Below are 19,278 nucleotides of genomic sequence, written 5' to 3'. Positions count from 1 at the left end.
ATGCGGGTGCGAAGGGTTTTGGGGCCGACAACATTCATGGCAGAATTACTCAGTCAGTCCATAGCGTTTCAGGATCTCACCGTAGCGCCCAGATGCCTTGAGCTGCGCTACCCCTTCTGTCAGCTGCTGCGCATAAAGCGCAGATGCCTCCAGCGCCGGGGAGAAACCGATGTGAAGCTCGGTTGCCTCGCCATAGTTCGCGACTTGCAAATCGTCCTGCAATCCCAGCTGATCGATCATGTAGGTCACAACCGAACGTTCATCGATTGCCATGTCGATCCGCCCGGCCTTGAGCTTTTGCAGATTTCGCTTCAGGGCATCATCGCCGCCGATCATCTGAACCCGCTCGGGGTTTCTGGCGTTCTCTGCAACATAGGCGGCGATCACGGTGTTGTACTCATAGTCCAGGATTGCCCCGATCCGGATACCTTCCAGATCGTCAGCGGTCGCGATTGACCGGGCTTCCCCGGCGCGGAACACGACAGCCTCCTGATAGTTGCCCATGGGCGGGCCAAGGATCAGATCAGGCGATTCTTCCTGATCGGTGCCGATGACACCGGTAATGTCGCCGCTGAGAGCCTGCGACAGGCTGCGGCTCCAGGTCATCGACGTATAACGTACCTCGTGCCCAAAAAGCGCCAGCGCCTCTTGCGCCACTTCCACCATATAGCCCGGCTGGTCGCTGGCCGGATCGCAGTTGAATGGACACCAGGCGTCAGCGCGCAGGTCAATGACATCCGCGCTGACAGGCGTCCCTAGCAACAACAGTGCAGCCAGAACATTCATCGCTGATCTGGCACGGATGGGACGGACACTCCGCATGCGACTGTTACCTCCTAAAAACAAGTAACAGTCAGACTGCGCAAGACGGGTTAAATGAATCTCAGTACCTGCCCGGCAAAACGCAAAACCACCGTGATTTTCGGTCGTTTTATAGAGAGAAATTTAATAAACACCGCGCGCGATCTTGCCCTCAGGCAGGCGGGCAATGCGCCTTGGCGTGCGGGAACTGGTCCAATAGGGTTTGGGCCAGTGGTGTTTCGCCTAGTGAGCGTTGGCAAAGGGCGCTGCATCCCCCCACAGCTGCCGCACACGGGCATCGCGGCCGCAGGCCTCACGGTAGCGTTTATAGGCGCTGGACTGTCTCTTGGGGCCAAAGCGGGTAAAGACCAGATTGTCGCCCTTGTAATAATCCTGATGGTAATCCTCGGCCCGGTAAAAGGGACCGGCTGGCAGGACTGGCGTGACGATGGTCTGCCCCAGCTCTGCCTGCGCCTTGGCCTTTGCCTGGTCTGCGGTTGTTTTTTCCGCGTCGGAGGACACGAAAACGGCGGTACGGTAGCTTTCGCCGCGATCGCAGAATTGGCCGCCCGGATCGGTGGGATCGACGGAGCGAAAAAACAGATCCAGCAGATGCGCGCGACTTACCTTGGCCGGGTCAAAGGTGATCTGCACCGCCTCGTAATGACCGGTGCCGCCACGGCCGACCTCCTTGTAGGTCGGGTTCTTGGTGGTGCCGCCGGTGTAGCCAGAAACGGCCTCGGAGACGCCGGGAACCGATTCAAAATCGCTCTCGACGCACCAGAAACAGCCGCCCGCTACGGTCAGCGTTTCCTGCTCGGCCGCATGGGCTTCATATCCGCGCAACAGGCCCGCAGCCAGGATCAGGATGGCCAGGGAAACCTGTTTGATGTGATGCAATGTCTTCATCATCGCCTCCGTTTTTTGGAACCCTGCCGCCGGGCGCGCCTGCGCTCAACCCATGTCATCAAATGTCACGCAGTGGTGAGCGCAAGTTATCGCTTGGAAATTGGATCCAATCTGGCTAGCGTGCCGCAAAAGGAGGGTCCTATGACTGAAAAAATGAGTACCCATCAGGCTGAAGAAGATCAGCGCAACGAAGAGATCCTCATCTATCTGAACGGGAAGATCGTGCCCAAGGCCGAGGCCACCGTCAGCGTCTATGACAGCGGTTTCATGCTGGGTGACGGCGTCTGGGAGGGGCTGCGCCTTTACAACGGCACCTGGGCCTTCATCGACGAACACCTGAACCGTCTGTTCGAGGCGGCAAAGGCCATCGATCTGGACATCGGCCTGAGCCCGGAGGGGGTGAAGCAGGCGGTGCTGGATACGCAGAAGGCCAACGGTATGACCACGGATGCCCATGCCCGGCTGATGGTGACGCGCGGCCCGAAAACACGACCCTTCCAGCACCCCAGCCTGTCGCAGCAGGGGCCGACCATGGTCATCATCATGGAGCATTCCCGCCCGCATCTGCCGCGCCCGATCCGGCTCGCGACCGTGCCCCATATTCGCGGCCTGCCGATGAGCCAGGACCCCAAGCTGAACTCCCATTCCAAACTCAACTGTATCCTGGCCTGCATTGCCGCCGAAAAGGCGGGCGCGGACGAAGGGCTGATGCTGGATGTGAACGGCTTTGTGAACACCACCAACGCCTGCAACTTCTTCATCGTGCGCGGCGGCGAGGTTTGGACCTCGACCGGGGATTACTGCATGAACGGCATCACCCGGCAAAAGGTGATCGACCTCTGCCGTGCCAATGATATCCCGGTGTTTGAACGCAACTATTCGCTGGTCGACACCTATGGCGCCGATGAGGCGTTTCTGACTGGCACCTTCGGCGCGCAGACCCCGGTGGGCGATATCGACGGTCGTCAGATCGGCACGGGCGAAATGGGTCCGGTGACCAAACGGATCCGGGCGCTCTACAAGGGTCTGATCGAGCAGGAGTGCGCCTGATGCGGATTGCAATGTGGTCGGGGCCGCGGAACCTCTCGACGGCGATGATGTATTCCTTTGGCAACCGTGGCGATTGCGCGGTGGTCGATGAGCCCTTTTACGCCGCCTATCTGAAGATGACTGGCCTCGACCATCCCATGCGCGAAGAGATCATGGACAGCCAGAGCCAGGATCCAAAAGTGGTGGCCGATATGCTGATCGGAGATATTCCGGCTGCAAAACCGGTTTGTTATCAAAAGCATATGAGCCAGCACATGATCCCCGGCATGCCGCGCGACTGGATGCGGGAGGTGACCAATGTCTTCCTGATCCGTCACCCGGCGCGGGTCATCGCCTCTTATGCGGCGAAACGCGAGAACCCCAACCTGGACGATATCGGCTTTCGTCAGCAGGCCGAGCTGTATGATCTCTGTCGCAGCTGGGGACAGGCACCAGTGGTGGTTGACAGCTATGACATCCGCCAGGACCCCGCAGCCAAGCTGGAACAGATGTGCGATGCCATCGGCCTTGCCTATTCGCCCAAGATGCTGAGCTGGCCCAAGGGCGGCCACAAGGACGATGGCGTCTGGGCCGAGGTCTGGTATGGCGCGGTCTGGACCTCTACCGGTTTTGCCGGTCCCGAAGGCGATCTGCCCGAGGTGCCCGAACACCTGCAACCGGTGCTGGAGGAGGCGATGCCCTATTACGAGCAGTTGAAGGCGGTGAAGATCTAAGGCCGCTTCACGGGCAGGCTGGTCAGCCGATCAGCTTGCCCAGTTTCATCGCCACGCCCATGTCGCCGGTGATTTTGATCTTGCCCATCATCACGGCGGTCATCGGGTTCAGCTTGCCGGTCAGCAGCTTTTTCAGATTTTCTTCCGACAGGCGCAGGGTGCAGTCGGTGTCGCTGTCTTCAGTGGTTGCCGTGCCATCGGCCAGAACGATCACACCGTCCTCGCCGCAGTCGAATTTCAGCGAGCCGTCAAAGCTTTTTCCGGATAGACCGGACTGGATACCGGCGGCGATGTCGTGAAGTGCCATCAGGGAATCTCCTCTTGCCTGACGTGAGCGTTAGGCAAGGGATTTGCGCTGGGCAAGCATGACCAAGCGGGAGGCGAGCCTCAGGCGCTTGCCAGTGCCTCGATCGTCAGCGGGCAGGGGCTGCCGCCGTAAAATTCATCAAGGACCTGTTTGAATTCGCCCGGTGCATCCGGCACGGCGGCAAACAGCGTCATGGAAGAGCGCAGTTTCTTGGCGTCGACCTTGCCGAGGATCTCGGCGGCATCCTGATCTGCGTGCGACAGCATCAGGCGGGACACCTCGACCAGACGGGCGCTGAGCACCTCGTGGCCGAGATAGGCTTTGGCCTCGGCCAGATCCTCGATCCCGTAAAGCTGTGCCATGTGGGATTTGCCAAGCTCGGCCAGTTGCGGGAAGACGAACCACATCCAGTGGCTCGTCTTTTTGCCCGCAGAAAGTTCGCTCAGTACATCGGACCAGACCGTGTCCTGGGCTTCGACGAACATTTCCAGCTCTTCTTCGAAATCGTCCTCGAAATCGCCGTCTATGTCGTAGTCGTCACTCATTTTTTCAGCCGACGGTCGCGTGCGGCCAGAAGTTTCAGGCGCAGGGCGTTGAGCTGGATAAAGCCTGCCGCGTCTTCCTGATTGTAGGCGCCGGCGTCTTCTTCAAAGGTCACGTGGGCCTCGGAATAGAGCGAATGCTCGGAATCACGCGCCACCACAAAGACCGACCCTTTGTAGAGTTTCAGGGTCACGGTGCCGGTGACGTGTTCTTGACTCTTGTCGATCAGAGCCTGCAGCATTTCACGCTCGGGGCTGTACCAGAAACCGTTGTAGATCAGCTCGGCATAGCGGGGCATGATCGAATCCTTCAGGTGGCCTGCGCCACTGTCGAGAGTGATCTGCTCGATACCGCGGTGCGCCTGCAGCAGGATGGTGCCGCCGGGGGTCTCGTAGATGCCGCGGGATTTCATGCCGACAAAGCGGTTTTCCACAAAATCCAGACGGCCAATGCCATGCTTGCGGCCATATTCGTTCAGCGCGGTCAGGATGGTGGCCGGGCTCATCGCCTCGCCGTTGATCGAAACCGCATCGCCCTGCTCGAAACCGATGGTGATGATTTCCGGCGTATCCGGTGCATCCTCGGGGTTCACGGTGCGCTGGTAGACGTAGTCGGGGGCCTGCTCGGCGGGATCTTCCAGCACTTTGCCCTCGGAAGAGGTGTGCAGCAGGTTCGCATCGACCGAGAAGGGCGCTTCGCCGCGCTTGTCCTTGGCGATCGGGATCTGGTTCTTTTCGGCGAATTCCAAGAGGCGCGTGCGCGAGGTCAGGTCCCATTCCCGCCAGGGGGCGATCACCTTGATGTCGGGGTTCAGCGCATAGGCCGCCAGTTCGAACCGCACCTGGTCGTTGCCCTTGCCGGTGGCGCCGTGGGCCACGGCATCGGCGCCGGTTTCAGCGGCGATTTCAACCAGACGTTTGGAGATCAGCGGACGCGCGATCGAGGTGCCCAGCAGGTACTCGCCTTCGTACAGGGCGTTGCCACGGAACATCGGGAAGACGAAGTCTTTCACGAACTCTTCGCGGACGTCTTCAATGTAGATGTTTTCCGGCTTGATGCCCAGCATCTCGGCCTTCTTGCGGGCGGGCTCCAGCTCTTCGCCCTGGCCCAGATCGGCGGTAAAGGTCACCACCTCGCAGCCATATTCGGTCTGCAGCCATTTCAGGATGATCGACGTATCAAGGCCGCCAGAGTAGGCCAGCACAACTTTTTTGGGCGCGGACATGGGTTTTCCTCTTGATCAGAACGTTTGCGGGGTAGCGGGTTTTGCAGAGAAGGGCAAGGTTCGCCGGGTTTTCCTTGTCTTGCTGCGCGCAATACGTGCAAGAAGAAAGGAAAGTTGTTTTTCAGGAGACATTTCCCGTGATCAGTTGGAAGATATTTTCGCATTCCCTCAACATGGTGCTGCGCAACTGGCGCGACGCCCTCCGCATCGCTCTTGTGCCCGTTTTGATCGGAGTTGTGCTGTTTGTGGCCTTCCTTGGTGGGCTGATGTCAGAAGCCATGCATTTGGACGCAAACGGCGTTCCGACCGTGGATCCTGCCCTTGCCGGTCCGCTGTTTCTGGCTGCCGTGGTTTTCATCATCCTGGAGCTCTGGGTGTTTGTGAACTGGCACCGTTTCGTGTTGCTTGAGGAATATCCCCAAGGCTGGATCCCGCCTTTTCGTGGCGGGCGCATCCTGGCCTACATCGGTGTGTCTCTGATCCTTGCGCTTGTGATGGGGCTTGTTTCCGCTGTTGTCATCGGAATGGTCGTGATGATGTCTGCTGCGGTCTTTCCGCCCGTTATCGCGATGATCCTGGCCATTGCGGCCTTTGTTTTTGTGGGCGTTTTTCTGTTCCGGCTGTTGCCCATGTTGCCGGCGGCGGCCATCGGCGAACGGCTCAGCATGAGCCAGTCTCTACAGGCGACGCGCGGGACGGCGGGAACGGCGATCATGCTGTTCGTGGTTCTGATCGTCGTGCAGTTGTTGCTGCAGTTCATCGTCGGGGCCTCGATGATGGTCTTTGCGCCGCTTGGCTTCATCTTCTCGCTTGGCGCGGCGTTGGTGATGACGCTGGTTAATGTGAGTATCCTGACCACCCTTTATGGCCATTACGTGCAGGGCCGCCCGATCTAACGACGACCCGCTCACCGGTATTCTTTTGCATGCTTTGCGCCTGCCCCTTGCCTTGGGGGCGGGCTTGCGCCACTGAAAGGGTATGAGCGATTTTCAGACCCGGTTCAAAGATGCCGCCCGCGCCGCCGAGGCGGCCATGCGCGAGGTGTTTCCCGCAACGCCCCTGCAGCGCAATGTTCACCTTTCCGAACGCTTCGGGGCGGATATCTACCTCAAGCGTGAGGATCTGAGCCCGGTCCGCTCCTACAAGATTCGCGGCGCGCTCAACGCCATGCGCAAACAGCCGGATCAGGATCTCTTTGTCTGCGCCTCGGCCGGCAATCACGCGCAGGGCGTCGCATTCATGTGTCGGCATCTGGGCAAGCGCGGGGTGATCTTCATGCCGGTGACAACACCGCAGCAGAAGATCCAGAAGACCCGTATGTTCGGCGGTGACAATATCGAGGTGCACCTGACCGGCGACTATTTCGACGACACGCTGTCTGCTGCACAAGAGTGGTGCGCGCGGGAGGGTGGGCATTTCCTGTCGCCCTTTGACGACAGCGATGTGATCGAAGGTCAGGCCTCAATCGCGGTGGAAATCGAAGAGCAGCTTGGCGGGATCCCCGACCATGTGATTTTGCCGGTGGGCGGGGGTGGCATGTCCTCGGGCGTTGCGACCTTTTTTGGCGATGCGGTGCATTGCCTCTTTGCCGAACCCACAGGCGGGGCCTGCCTGCGCGCGGCGCTGACGGCGGGGCATCCGGTGGCGTTGGACAAGGTTGATACCTTTGTCGATGGCGCCGCGGTGGGCACCATCGGCGCGCAGCCCTTTGACCTTCTGAAACACATCCCGCTGCCGGATGTGATCGCCATTTCAGAGGACCGGATCTGCACCACCATCATCGAGATGCTGAATGTCGAAGGCATCGTGCTGGAACCCGCTGGCGCGCTGTCGGTCGAGGCGCTGAACGATGTGCGCTCCTGGATTCGCGGTAAAAGCGTCGTGTGTGTCACCTCGGGCGGGAATTTCGATTTCGAACGTCTGCCAGAGGTCAAGGAACGTGCCCTGCGCTATTCGGGCATCAAGAAATACTTCCTGTTGCGTCTGCCGCAGCGGCCCGGCGCGCTGAAGGAGTTCCTCAACATCCTTGGCCCCGAGGATGATATTGCGCGGTTCGAGTATCTGAAGAAATCGGCGCGCAACTTCGGCTCGGTTCTGATCGGGATCGAAACCAAGCGCCCGGAGAATTTTGCCGCGCTTTTTGCCCGCCTGGATGAGGCAGGTATGACCTATACCGATATCACCAATGACGAAACGCTGGCGCAGTTCCTGATCTGATACTGATCTGAAAGGTTCTTCTCAGGCAGAGGGGGTACGCTCAGACCGGTAGCTGAGGCCGACAGTCGGTCAACTCAGGTTGGGCAGCTCTGCCAGAAACTGCGTCTTGGATTTCTCATAGGCAGAGATCACCGCGTCCAGATCGACCGATCCGGCGGCGCCGCTTGCCGACTGGCGCTCTCCGGCAAGACAGAGGTCAGAGAAGGCATCAAAACCCAGATTCATTGCGCTGCCTTTGAGGAAATGAAGGTCCTGCTCCAAGGCGCCGCGATCTCCAGTGCGAAGTTTGCTGATCACGCCCTCTACCTCCTCCAGGAAGAGCTCCACAACCTCATCGAAGTCCTCTTCCCCTACTTCCTGGCGAAGTTCCTTGACGCGAGGCCAGTTAATCATAATCCAAGTCCTGCTTCTTGTTTCCCGGTAAGTATTTCATAACGTCCCACGGGTAAATTTAAAGTGAAAGCAGGTGGTGAGTTCAATCTTTCCGCTTCATAACCTGTTAAAGAACTGGCTGGATAATGCCCGCTATTGTGGGCAAATTCCTTGCTAGTGTATTGAGGTGTCGTTAGTTGCTGCCAGACAGTCCCGTGGACCATGAGGAAGACGCTATGAGCGGATCGATCAACCGTGTGCTGGTTGTCGATGATAGTCGGCTGCAGCGCCGGATTCTTGTCGCGTCTCTGAAGAAATGGGGTTTTGACGTTCTGGAAGCCGAGGGCGGCGAACAGGCGATGGAAATCTGCCGGAACGATCCGCCGGATCTTATCCTCAGCGACTGGATGATGCCTGGCATGAACGGTATCGAGTTCTGCCGTGAATTCCGGGCTCAGGGAACTGATAAATATAGCTATTTTATTCTTCTAACCTCCAAGAGCGAAAAGAACGAAGTCGCCGAAGGCCTGGATGCAGGGGCTGATGATTTCCTCACCAAACCGGTCAGCTCGGATGAGCTGCGGGCGCGGATTTCGGCCGGAGAACGGATCCTGCGGATGCAGCGTGAGCTGTCCGAGAAGAACCGGATCGTCTCGGAAACCCTGGGTGAGCTGCAGCGGGTTTATGATGCGATCGACAAGGATCTGATTCAGGCGCGCAAGATTCAGGAATCACTGGTGCCGGAGCTGTCCAAGTCGTTTGGCTCCTCGACCGTCAGCCTGCTTTTGAAGCCTTGTGGCCATATCGGTGGCGATTTGGTGGGCATGTTTTGTCCGGGCGTCAACCGAATCGGCTTCTATTCCATCGATGTATCGGGCCACGGGATCACCTCGGCGATGATGACCGCACGACTGGGTGGCTACCTGTCTTCGACCTATTTCGACCAGAACGTCGGCATGGAAAAGCGGTTCAACCGATTCTATGCGCTGCGGCAGCCGGAAGAGGTGGCCAGCATGCTGAACGCCCGCCTGATCGCGGATACCGGCATCGAAGAATACTTCACCATGGCCTATTGCATCGTCGATCTGCGCAGTGGCGTACTGAAGATGGTGCAGGCCGGGCATCCGCACCCCTTGCTGCTGCGCAAGGATGGAACCGCTGAATTCATCGGCAAAGGCGGGGTCCCCGTCGGTCTGGTGCCGGATATCGGCTACAGCCAGGAAGAGATAGTGATGGAAAAGGGCGACCGGCTGCTGCTTTACTCCGATGGTTTTACCGAAGCGCGCCTGGAATCCGGTGAGATGCTGGAGGCCGAGGGGCTGCTCGAACTGATCCGCAAATGCGACAGCAGCCAGTCCGGCAAGGAATTCCTGGACGATCTCTACTGGAACCTGACCCAGATCCTATCGCCAGAGCACGGGCTGGAGGATGACGTTTCCGCCACCGTGTTCGAATACGAAGGACCGTAATCCGGACCGTATCCCTGCACGGGGATCGCCTCGGCAGGGCTCTCCCGCCAATCGCCTGATGATCAACGATCATCGGCTCTTGTTGGGCCGGGCTGCACGCCAGGGCGTGCAGCGGTCACGCTTTTAACGCTACTTATAAACACAACCAACCCTATGGAATCCCATTGCAGCGCGCTTGCGCGCTGCAATGCCCAAGGGGGACCGAAGGCCCAGTGGGCCGTTCAAGTCACGCGCGGGAGTGCCCCCGGGGCTATGTTGTGTGGTGGACGGTCCTCATTTTCCCTACGGGCAGAACCGGGCGGCAAAATGGCGATCCCCGGGGTTGCCGAGGTGCGTAACGGCTTCACCAGCGGGCATCCACAGCGCCTCGTGGCCGGGCTCCAGCGGCGGTCCCAGACGCCGCAGAGGACGGGCCATATAAATATGGCAGAGTTTTTCCGCCCAGAGATCGTATTCCGGCATGAAAACGAACCGCCGGAATGCACCAAGGCGACGTGGCGCGGCGATACTCCATCCGGTTTCCTCATAAACCTCCCGATGCAGCGCGGGCAGGGGCGATTCGCCGGGGTCAATGCCGCCTCCGGGCAGCTGGATGTCCGGCCCCGGATCCATCTGGCAGGTCAGTAGCAATTGCCCGTCGCGCGGAAGCAGCGCATAGATTCCGGGCCGCAGCCTGTAGCTTCGCCCCGCTTCGGGCGGCTTTCCAAAACGCCTGATCACATGCGCCCCCTTCACTCCGAATGGCAAAACCCTATATAGGCTCGATATGCCAACCTCCGGCGTGTAAGGAAACCCCATGACACTTGGTTCGAAAATCGCGTGGGACGATACGGTCCTGCCCTTCCAGCTTGATGCCTCGGACATGCGCGGCCGCGTCGCGCGTCTTGACGGCGTTCTGGATGGTATTCTGAAACAGCACGACTATCCGCCCCAGGTGGAGGCGCTGGTGGCCGAAATGGCCCTGCTGACCGCTCTGATCGGCCAGACCATCAAACTGCGCTGGAAACTGTCGCTGCAGGTGCAGTCCAAGGGCGCCGCCGTGCGGATGATCGCCACCGATTACTACGCACCAGAGAAAGAGGGCGATCCGGCCCGGATCCGCGCCTATGCCAGCTATGATCCCTCCCGGCTGGAGCCCGGCCTGCCCTTTGATCAGGTGGGCGAGGGGTATTTTGCCATCATGATCGACCAGGGCCACGATATGCAGCCCTATCAGGGGATCACACCGCTGGCGGGCGGTTCGCTTTCTGCCTGCGCCGAGGCCTATTTCGCCCAGTCCGAGCAGCTGCCCACGCGGTTCAGCCTCAGCTTTGGGAAATCTTCCGAACCGGGCGTCTCCGAACGCTGGCGCGCGGGTGGCATGATGCTGCAACACATGCCCAAGGCTTCGCCCTTTGCGGCAGAACTGCAGGGCACCGGGGATATCCTCAACGCGGCGGATCTGATCCCGGAAGAGACCGCGGAAAACTGGAACCGGGTCAATATGCTGCTGGCCACGGTTGAGGATCTGGAACTGATCGGCCCAACGGTCTCGCCGACCGATCTTCTGGTCCGACTGTTCCACGAGGAACAGCCGCGCGTCTATGATGCGCAGGCGGTGCAGTTCGGCTGTACCTGCTCGGAAGAGCGGGTGCGCAACAGCCTGTCGATCTACTCGGCCAAGGATCTGGAGACGATGACCACAGAGGACGGCCGGGTGACCGCCGATTGCCAGTTCTGCGGCGCCCATTACGATCTGGACCCGAAGACGCTGGGCTTTGAGGCCGAAAACCCGCCGTCCTGACCAAAGCGAGCTGAGCGACCGACAATATGTATGACACTCCCGAGGACCTGAAACTGCGCCTTTCCATGGCCGTGCAAAGCGGCCCGGATGCGGGGTCCTCGGATTTTGACCTCAATCCGGAGATGTCCCTGCCGCAGGCGCGCAAGCTGCGCCCGGCCGGCGTTCTGGTGCCGATCTCGTTGGCCTCAGGTGCCCCGCGGGTCATCCTGACAAAACGGTCTTCTGCGCTAAAACACCACCCGGGGCAGATCGCCTTTCCGGGCGGCAAGGTGGACGAAGGCGATAGGGATGTCACTCATACTGCCCTGCGCGAAGCCTGGGAGGAGATCGGTCTGCCTCAGGATCTGCCCGAGGTTCTGGGCGCGCTGCCGACCCATGAAACGGTCACCAGTTTCACCGTCACGCCGGTGGTGGCACTGCTCAGGTCAGAGTTTGACATCCGCCCCGAGGCGGGCGAGGTGGCCGAGGTCTTCTCGGTGCCGCTCTCTCATGTTCTGGATCCGGCCAATTACATCATCGAATCGCGCCGCTGGCGGGGTACGCGGCGGCGGTATTACACTGTACCCTATGGTCCCTATTACATCTGGGGGGCCACCGCACGGATGCTGCGCCAGTTTGCAGACCGGATGCAGAGCTGATGCGGATCGACCAACCCTGGCTGCATGCGCCCGAGACGCAGGCCGTCTGCGCCGCGCTGACAGAGGCGGGCGCGCAAGCGCTGTTCGTGGGCGGATGCGTGCGCAATGCCCTGCTGGGGGTGCCAGTTTCCGATCTTGATATCGCTACGGATGTGCCGCCGGACACCGTGCTGGCGCTGGCCGAACAGGCCGGGATCCGCGCCGTTCCGACCGGCATCGACCATGGCACCGTGACGCTGATCAAGGGCGGTATCCCGCATGAGATCACCACCTTTCGCAAGGATGTGGACACCGATGGCCGCCGCGCCGTCGTTGCCTTTTCCACCGATATCGCCGAGGACGCCGCGCGCCGGGATTTCACGGTGAACGCGCTTTATGCGCGCCCGGATGGCAGTATCGTCGATCCTTTGGGCGGGATGCCCGACCTTCAGGCCCGGCGCATCCGGTTTATCGGCACAGCAGACCACCGCATCCGCGAGGATTACCTGCGCTCGCTGCGCTATTTCCGGTTCCATGCCTGGTATGGCGATCAGGCCGCAGGCTTTGACCCCGAGGCCTTGGCGGCGATCGCCAGCAATCTGGAGGGGCTGGGTAAACTATCGCGCGAACGGGTCGGCGCTGAACTGCTGAAGCTGCTCGGCGCGCCGGATCCGGCGCCTGCGGTTGCGGTGATGCGGCAGACCGGGGTTCTGGGGCAGATCCTGCCGGGGGCGGATGACCGCGCGCTGGCGCCGCTTGTCCATCTTGAGGGCGAGGCCGGGCTTTCTGCCGATCCGATCCGGCGGCTGACTGCAATCAGCGGCGGCGCTGACCTGCAAGAATCGCTCCGGCTCAGCAAGGATCAGGCGCGCAGGCTGGAGCGTCTTTATGAGGCTGCGACCGGCACCCTGGGCGCGGGTGAGCTGGGGTATCGGCTAGGCGCGGAACAGGGGCGCGATGCGCTGCTCCTGCGTGCGGCGCTGTTGGAGCAGCCCCTGGCGCTGGACGCGCTGTCGGCAGCGGATCACGGCAGCGCCCAGACCTGCCCTGTGGCGGCGCGGGACCTGATGCCAGACCTTAGTGGTGCGGCGCTGGGCGCGGCGTTGAAACAGCTGGAATCGGATTGGATCGCCTCGGGGTTTTCCCTTGATCGCGCGGCATTGCTGGCACGGCTGAACGGCTGATCCTCCCCCCGCGGAGTCGCAAGCTGAGACAAACGGGGTGACAAAGGCAGGATGGGTGATTATCCATTGGGCAGTCGTGGACGACAGGCACCGGGAGGAATGCTCATGTATTACGGGATCTGGTACAGCTAACGCCGATACCACCCGTTTGTCAGGGGGCCTTGACGGCACCCATCTGACGCATGTCCGCATTCCATAATTTGCTCAAGTGATTGGAGCACCCGCCCATGTTTCGTTTCTTTGAAAACCTCATCGATCCCTATTGCGACTATCCCGAAAAAGACGTGCCCCCGACGCGGCTCTGGCCGTTTCTGCGCGACTATGCCCAGCCCTTCAAACGCGTCTTTGTGCTGACGGCGATGATGTCGGTGGTGGTGGCCGCTATCGAGATCGGGCTGATCTATTACATGGGCCGGGTGGTGGATCTGCTGGGGGGAACGCCCGCTCAGGTCTGGCAGGATAACGGCACCGAGCTGATCGTCGTCGCCCTTTTGATCCTGTTCCTGCGGCCCGCCCTGCAGCTGGTGGATGTGCTGCTGCTGAACAATGCGATCCTGCCCAATTTCGGCACGCTCATCCGCTGGCGGGCGCACCGGCATGTGCTGCGCCAATCGGTCAGCTGGTTCGAGAACGATTTTGCCGGCCGCATTGCCAACCGGATCATGCAGACGCCCCCGGCCGCCGGAGAGGTGGTGTTTCAGGTCTTTGACGCCATCACCTTTTCACTGGCCTATCTGGTGGGGGCTGCGGTGCTGCTCTTTGCCGCCGACGCGCGGCTGATGCTGCCGCTGGCGATCTGGTTCGCGCTTTATGCGCTGCTGGTGCGCTGGACCGTGCGGCGCGTGGGCCCGGCCAGCGAAGCGGCCTCCGATGCGCGGTCCACCGTGACGGGGCGGGTGGTGGACAGCTATTCCAACATCCATTCGGTCAAGATGTTCGCCCATGACGATCGTGAGCTTTCCTATGCCAAAGAGGCGATCGAGGATGCGCGCACGACCTTTCAGGAAGAGATGCGGATCTTCACCGTCATGGATGGGGTTCTGGTCATGCTGAACGGGTTGCTGATCGTTGGCGTCGTCGGCTGGGCCTTCCTGTTGTGGATGCAAGGTGCGGCCTCGGTCGGGGTGGTGGCGGCGGCCACCGCACTGACGCTGCGGCTCAACGCGATGACCGGCTGGATCATGTGGGCGCTGACATCGTTTTTCCGCCAGCTGGGCGTGGTGGCCGAGGGGATGCGGACCATCGCCCAGCCGATCACGCTGGTCGATCAAGCGAAGGCGCAGCCCTTGCAGCTGAGCGCGGGGGAGATCGAACTGCGGGATCTGTCGCACCACTACGGCCGCGAGGCGGGCGGGCTGGACAGCATCAGCCTGACCATCAAACCGGGTGAGAAGATCGGCCTGATCGGGCGCTCTGGTGCGGGCAAATCGACGCTCGTGAAGCTGTTGCTGCGGTTCTACGATCCGGACCGGGGGCAGATTCTGATCGACGGGCAGGACATCCGGCAGGTGACGCAAGACAGCCTGCGTCAGAATATCGGCATGGTGCAGCAGGACAGCGCGCTGCTGCATCGGTCGGTGCGGGACAATCTGCTCTATGGCCGTCCGGATGCCAGCGAGGAAGAGATGCTCGCCGCTGCCCGGCAGGCCCAGGCGCAGGAGTTCATTCTGGATCTGGAGGACCCGCAGGGGCGCACAGGATATGACGCCCATGTGGGGGAGCGCGGCGTGAAACTCTCTGGCGGGCAGCGTCAGCGGATCACCCTGGCGCGGGTCATTCTGAAGGACGCACCGATTCTGCTCTTGGACGAGGCAACCTCGGCGCTCGATTCCGAGGTCGAAGCCGCCATTCAGGAGACCCTTTATGGCATGATGGAGGGCAAGACGGTGATTGCCATCGCCCACCGCCTGTCCACCATCGCTCAGATGGACCGCATTCTGGTGCTGGATCAGGGATGGATTGCCGAACAGGGCAGCCATGACGCGCTTTTGCAGCAGGGCGGCCTATATGCACAATTCTGGGCACGCCAATCGGGTGGCTTTCTGAACGCAGAGGCAGAAGAACAATGCTGAAATCCTTTCTCGACCGGCGTCTCAATCCGTTCCGGCCTGCCGCAGGGCCGCCGCCGGAAACGCTTGTGGCCTTTGCGCGCTGGGCGCTGGCGGGGGCTTGGCCAGTGCTTGGGTTGTTCACGATCCTGTCGGTGATGGCCGGCGGTATGGATACGCTCAATGCCTTTCTTCTGGGGTTCATCATCGATACCGCAGTGGATGCCGGGCCGCAGGCCTTCTTTGCCGAACATATGCTGGTGGTGGTGGCCTTTGCGGCCTTCTTCCTGCTGTTTCGCCCCGCAATTCTGGGGCTTGGCGCCTTTGCCAATGCGGTGCTGGTGCAGCCTTTCATTTCGCCGCTGATCCTGTCGCGGATCAACACTTGGGTTTTGGGCCAGTCGGTCAGCTATTTCGACGATGATTTTGCGGGGCGCATTGCGCAAAAGCAGATGCAGACCGCCAATGCCATGACGCAGGTCGCGGTTGAGGGGATCAACGTGGTGATCTTTGGCCTTGCGGCGTTGATCAGTACCTTTGCCCTTCTGGGGTCGATCGATTGGCGGATTACCGGGCTGTTTGCGATCTGGCTCATCGGCTATTTCAGCCTGATCCGCTGGTTCCTGCCGCGCGTCCGCGAACGCTCGGGTAAGATGGCAGGGGCGCGGGCCATGGTGTCGGGGCAGGTGGTCGACACGATCACCAATATCAAGACGGTGAAGCTTTTCGCCCATGCTGGTAACGAGGAAGAAAGCGCCAAGGATGCCATGGCGGGCTACCGCGATGCTAGGCTGCATCTTGGTACCCTGTCGGCGAGCTTCCGCTTCTGCCTGATGGGCTGCGCCGGTGTTCTTCCGGTGATGATGATCGGTGCATCGTTGCTCCTGTGGCAGGGCGGACAGGCCAGCGAAGGCGATATCGTGGCGGCGGGCACCATCGCGATCCGGTTGGCACAGATGACCGGCTGGCTCAGCTTTGCGCTGATGGGGATCTACGCCAACGTGGGCGAGGTGGAGAACGGGATCAAGACGCTGGCCCGGTTCGACCGCATCACCGATTCCGAAGATGCCTGCGATCTGGTGGTGCGCGAGGGACAGGTGCATTTCGATCACGTCAGTTTTTCCTATGGCCGCAATATCGGCGGCGTGCGCAGCATCGACCTGACCATCAAACCGGGGGAGAAACTGGGCATTGTCGGGGCTTCGGGCGCCGGGAAGTCGACCTTGGTGTCGCTGCTCTTGCGGCTTTACGATGCCGAAGAGGGGCGCGTACTGATCGATGGGCAGGACATCACTGGCGTCACACAGGACAGCCTGCGGCGGCAGATCGGCATGGTCACGCAGGAAACTGCCATGTTCAATCGCTCCGCCCGCGACAATATCCTGTATGGTCGCCCCGATGCCAGCGAGGCAGAGCTGATCGCCGCCGCACAGAAGGCCGAGGCGCATGAATTCATTCAGGACCTTGCGGACGGTCAGGGGCGCGAGGGCTATGAGGCGCATCTGGGCGAGCGTGGCGTCAAACTGTCCGGCGGTCAGCGTCAGCGGATCGCCCTGGCCCGCGCGATCCTGAAGGATGCGCCTATCCTGGTTCTGGACGAGGCAACCTCGGCGCTGGATTCCGAGGTCGAAGCCTCGATCCAGACCGCGCTGGAACGGGTGATGGAGGGCAAGACGGTTCTGGCCATCGCCCACCGCCTGTCCACGCTCAGCGAAATGGACCGGATCATCGTGATGGATCAGGGCCAGATGGTCGAGGTGGGCAGCCACGAGGATCTTCTGGCGCAGGGCGGGCGTTATGCGCAGTTCTGGGCGCGCCAGTCCGGCGGATTTATCTGCACCGACGAAGACACGACCGAAGCTGCCGAATAGCCACCGGCGTAGGAGGCTTTGCCCGCCCCGTGCCGTTTGGCTCTTTTGCGCGGGGTCTGCGCAGGCTATCTACGCTGCATGACAGATGCAGCCAGAACCACAGCTACGATCACCCGTCTTGGCCAACAGGGCGACGGGGTCGCCGAAGGCCCCTTGTTCGCCCCCCGCACCCTTCCGGGAGAGGTGGTCAGCGGCATAGTCAGCGGCAGCCAGCTGACCGAAGTGCGGATCGAAACGCCCTCCGAAACCCGCGTGCAGGCGCCGTGCCGACACTATAAATCCTGTGGTGGCTGCCAGTTGCAGCACGCCAGCGATGCCTATGTCGCCGATTGGAAGGTCGAGGTGGTGAAAACCGCGCTGCGGGCGCAGGGGCTTGAGACCGAATTCCGCCCCATCCATACCTCGCCGTCGCGCAGCCGCCGCCGTGCCACCCTGACCGTGCGCCGCACCAAGAAGGGCGCGATGGCCGGGTTTCACGGGCGTGCATCGGATGTGATCACCCCGATTCCGGATTGCCAGCTGCTGGATCCGGCGTTGATCCGGGCCATTCCATTGGCCGAGGAACTCGCCATGGCCGGGGCCAGCCGCAAGGCGCCCCTTTCTGTCACGCTGACCACATCCGATGTCGGGCTGGACGTGATGGTGCGGGAGGGCAAGCCCCTGGATGGCTCCCTGCGGCTGGAACTGGCGCGCATCGCTGGTCAGAACGGCGTGGCCCGACTGACCTGGGGGGATGAGCAGGTGCTGATGGAGCAGCCCCCGGTGCAGGCTTTTGGTCCCGCCCGCGTCTGCCCGCCGCCGGGATCGTTTCTGCAAGCCACCAAGGATGGCGAGGCGGCGCTGCTGTCCGCCGTTCGGGAAATCACCAAAGGCGCCAAACGCCTTGTCGACCTTTTTGCGGGATGCGGCACTTTTGCCCTGCCGCTAGCGCAGGATGCCGAAGTTCACGCAGTCGAGGGCGAGCGGGACATGATTGCCGCCCTGGATGCGGGCTGGCGCCGGGCGCAGGGGCTGAAAAAGATCACCTCCGAAGTCCGCGATCTGTTCCGCAATCCGTTGCTGCCTGAGGATCTGAACCCCTTTGGCGCCCATTTCGACGCTGCGGTCATCGACCCGCCCCGCGCGGGTGGTGAGGCGCAGATTGCCCAGTTGGCACAGGCCCGCACGCCGGTCATTGCCTATGTTTCCTGCAACCCGGTGACCTTTGCCCGCGACGCAAAGACGCTGGTCGCTGCGGGCTATCGTCTGAACTGGGTCCAGGTGGTTGACCAGTTCCGCTGGTCCGCCCATACCGAACTGGCTGCCAGCTTCACGCTGGACAGCTGACAGGCACCCAACAGACTGGATTGATGAGCGTGATGCAGACCCTTCGCAAAATCCTGGACAGTCACCGGTTCAGCCGGTTCGTGACGACGGTCATCCTGATCAACGCGGTCACGCTGGGGATGGAGACCTCGGCCGGGATCATGGAGCGGATCGGTCCGATCATCCATTTCATCGACTACCTGTGCCTGTCCATTTTCGTTGCCGAGATTTTGGCCAAGCTTTTGGTGGCGCGGCTGCGGTTCTTTGTCAGCGGCTGGAACGTTTTTGATTTCGTCATCGTCGGTATCGCGCTGGTGCCGGGGGCACAGGGGCTGTCGGTGCTGCGGGCGCTCAGGATCCTGCGGGTTTTGCGGGTCATCTCGGTAGCCCCCCGCCTGCGTCGCGTGGTGGAGGGTTTCATTACCGCGCTGCCGGGGATGGGCTCGGTGTTCCTGCTGATGGCGATCATTTTCTATATTGGCGCGGTGATGGCGACCAAACTGTTCGGGCATAGCTTCCCAGAATGGTTCGGTGATCTTGGCCTCAGCGCCTATTCCCTGTTCCAGATCATGACGCTGGAAAGCTGGTCGATGGGAATCGTGCGCCCGGTGATGGAGGTCTACCCCTATGCCTGGGCCTTCTTCGTGCCGTTTATCATGGTCACGACCTTTGCCGTGGTGAACCTTCTGGTGGGTCTTATTGTGAACTCCATGCAGGATGCCCATTCCGAAGAAGACGACCAGCGCACTGGCGCCTACCGCGACGAGGTTCTGGCGCGGCTGGAGGCCATCGAACGGCGCCTTTCCGACAGCGCGGCCGCGGATCAGCAGACAAAGAAGTGATTTCGAGTTCGGAAATTTTCGG

Annotated in this window: 19 protein-coding genes; 12 read left to right on the top strand and 7 right to left on the bottom strand. The window is 61.1% G+C overall.

All coding sequences use genetic code 11. The annotated features are described in order from the left end of the window. Positions 1-45: 45 nt before the first annotated feature. Positions 46-822 carry a substrate-binding periplasmic protein gene (locus AC5SSZ_RS21515; protein WP_495439977.1) on the bottom strand — a complete coding sequence of 259 codons (777 nt, stop codon included), beginning with the start codon at positions 820-822 and terminating at the stop codon, positions 46-48. A 222-nt stretch (positions 823-1,044) separates the two neighbouring features. After that, positions 1,045-1,710 carry a peptide-methionine (S)-S-oxide reductase MsrA gene (gene msrA, locus AC5SSZ_RS21510; RefSeq protein WP_065273652.1) on the bottom strand — a complete coding sequence of 222 codons (666 nt, stop codon included), beginning with the start codon at positions 1,708-1,710 and terminating at the stop codon, positions 1,045-1,047. A gap of 141 nt (positions 1,711-1,851) precedes the next feature. On the opposite strand from msrA, the gene AC5SSZ_RS21505 reads away from it, so the two are divergent. Beyond that, entirely contained in the window at positions 1,852-2,760 is a 909-nt protein-coding gene (locus AC5SSZ_RS21505; RefSeq protein WP_369001149.1) for a D-amino acid aminotransferase, read from the top strand. Further along, positions 2,760-3,473, top strand: coding sequence for a sulfotransferase-like domain-containing protein (locus AC5SSZ_RS21500; protein ID WP_495439975.1), 714 nt, complete (start codon positions 2,760-2,762; stop codon positions 3,471-3,473). Before AC5SSZ_RS21505 ends, AC5SSZ_RS21500 begins: the two co-directional genes overlap by 1 nt. Positions 3,474-3,495: 22 nt before the next feature. On the opposite strand, the gene AC5SSZ_RS21495 is transcribed toward AC5SSZ_RS21500, so the two are convergent. The 3 genes from AC5SSZ_RS21495 to AC5SSZ_RS21485 all read right to left on the bottom strand — a co-directional run bounded on the left by AC5SSZ_RS21495 (position 3,496) and on the right by AC5SSZ_RS21485 (position 5,548). Continuing rightward, complete coding sequence (locus tag AC5SSZ_RS21495; RefSeq protein WP_495439973.1) at positions 3,496-3,780, bottom strand: SCP2 sterol-binding domain-containing protein; 285 nt, start codon at positions 3,778-3,780, stop codon at positions 3,496-3,498. Positions 3,781-3,860: 80 nt separating this feature from the next. Beyond that, on the bottom strand, positions 3,861-4,325 hold the full coding sequence (locus AC5SSZ_RS21490; RefSeq protein WP_495439972.1) for a DUF1810 domain-containing protein: 465 nt from the start codon (positions 4,323-4,325) through the stop codon (positions 3,861-3,863). After that, complete coding sequence (locus AC5SSZ_RS21485; protein WP_065272053.1) at positions 4,322-5,548, bottom strand: argininosuccinate synthase; 1,227 nt, start codon at positions 5,546-5,548, stop codon at positions 4,322-4,324. The genes AC5SSZ_RS21490 and AC5SSZ_RS21485 overlap by 4 nt, the downstream gene beginning before the upstream one ends. Positions 5,549-5,685: 137 nt before the next feature. Between AC5SSZ_RS21485 and AC5SSZ_RS21480 the strand changes: the two genes are divergently transcribed. After that, positions 5,686-6,444, top strand: a complete 759-nt coding sequence (locus tag AC5SSZ_RS21480; protein WP_495439970.1) for a hypothetical protein — start codon at positions 5,686-5,688, stop codon at positions 6,442-6,444. Between the two features lie 82 nt (positions 6,445-6,526). Next, entirely contained in the window at positions 6,527-7,765 is a 1,239-nt protein-coding gene (ilvA, locus tag AC5SSZ_RS21475) for a threonine ammonia-lyase IlvA (protein WP_495439968.1), read from the top strand. 69 nt (positions 7,766-7,834) lie between these two features. Here the strand turns inward: ilvA and AC5SSZ_RS21470 are convergent, their stop codons facing one another. Then, entirely contained in the window at positions 7,835-8,158 is a 324-nt protein-coding gene (locus AC5SSZ_RS21470) for an Hpt domain-containing protein (protein ID WP_065272056.1), read from the bottom strand. Positions 8,159-8,373: 215 nt separating this feature from the next. Between AC5SSZ_RS21470 and AC5SSZ_RS21465 the strand changes: the two genes are divergently transcribed. Next, positions 8,374-9,606, top strand: coding sequence for a PP2C family protein-serine/threonine phosphatase (locus AC5SSZ_RS21465; RefSeq protein ID WP_495439965.1), 1,233 nt, complete (start codon positions 8,374-8,376; stop codon positions 9,604-9,606). A 282-nt stretch (positions 9,607-9,888) separates the two neighbouring features. Here AC5SSZ_RS21465 and AC5SSZ_RS21460 read toward each other — a convergent pair whose 3' ends face one another. After that, complete coding sequence (locus AC5SSZ_RS21460; RefSeq protein ID WP_495439964.1) at positions 9,889-10,326, bottom strand: NUDIX hydrolase; 438 nt, start codon at positions 10,324-10,326, stop codon at positions 9,889-9,891. Positions 10,327-10,402: 76 nt separating this feature from the next. Here AC5SSZ_RS21460 and hslO point away from each other — a divergent pair, with 76 nt between their 5' ends. The 7 genes from hslO (at position 10,403) to AC5SSZ_RS21425 (ending at position 19,256) form a co-directional block, all read left to right on the top strand. Further along, positions 10,403-11,389, top strand: coding sequence for an Hsp33 family molecular chaperone HslO (hslO, locus tag AC5SSZ_RS21455; protein ID WP_274829333.1), 987 nt, complete (start codon positions 10,403-10,405; stop codon positions 11,387-11,389). 65 nt (positions 11,390-11,454) lie between these two features. After that, positions 11,455-12,027, top strand: a complete 573-nt coding sequence (locus AC5SSZ_RS21450) for a CoA pyrophosphatase (RefSeq protein ID WP_425537490.1) — start codon at positions 11,455-11,457, stop codon at positions 12,025-12,027. Further along, positions 12,027-13,190, top strand: a complete 1,164-nt coding sequence (locus AC5SSZ_RS21445; RefSeq protein ID WP_495439962.1) for a CCA tRNA nucleotidyltransferase — start codon at positions 12,027-12,029, stop codon at positions 13,188-13,190. Before AC5SSZ_RS21450 ends, AC5SSZ_RS21445 begins: the two co-directional genes overlap by 1 nt. Before the next feature lie 227 nt (positions 13,191-13,417). Then, entirely contained in the window at positions 13,418-15,262 is a 1,845-nt protein-coding gene (locus AC5SSZ_RS21440) for an ABC transporter ATP-binding protein (protein ID WP_495439960.1), read from the top strand. Continuing rightward, entirely contained in the window at positions 15,256-17,109 is a 1,854-nt protein-coding gene (locus AC5SSZ_RS21435) for an ABC transporter ATP-binding protein (RefSeq protein WP_274831724.1), read from the top strand. The genes AC5SSZ_RS21440 and AC5SSZ_RS21435 overlap by 7 nt, the downstream gene beginning before the upstream one ends. Before the next feature lie 78 nt (positions 17,110-17,187). Next, positions 17,188-18,435 carry a class I SAM-dependent RNA methyltransferase gene (locus AC5SSZ_RS21430; protein ID WP_495439958.1) on the top strand — a complete coding sequence of 416 codons (1,248 nt, stop codon included), beginning with the start codon at positions 17,188-17,190 and terminating at the stop codon, positions 18,433-18,435. Between the two features lie 23 nt (positions 18,436-18,458). Then, the gene (locus AC5SSZ_RS21425; protein ID WP_065273654.1) at positions 18,459-19,256 is read left to right on the top strand and encodes an ion transporter; all 798 of its coding nucleotides are present in this window, start codon (positions 18,459-18,461) and stop codon (positions 19,254-19,256) included. Positions 19,257-19,278: the final 22 nt, after the last annotated feature.

This window comes from Phaeobacter sp. CC-HEC084 (assembly GCF_059429255.1).
The sequence above is the reverse complement of the archived record's forward strand: the minus strand, read 5'-3'. Positions and strand labels throughout refer to the sequence as shown.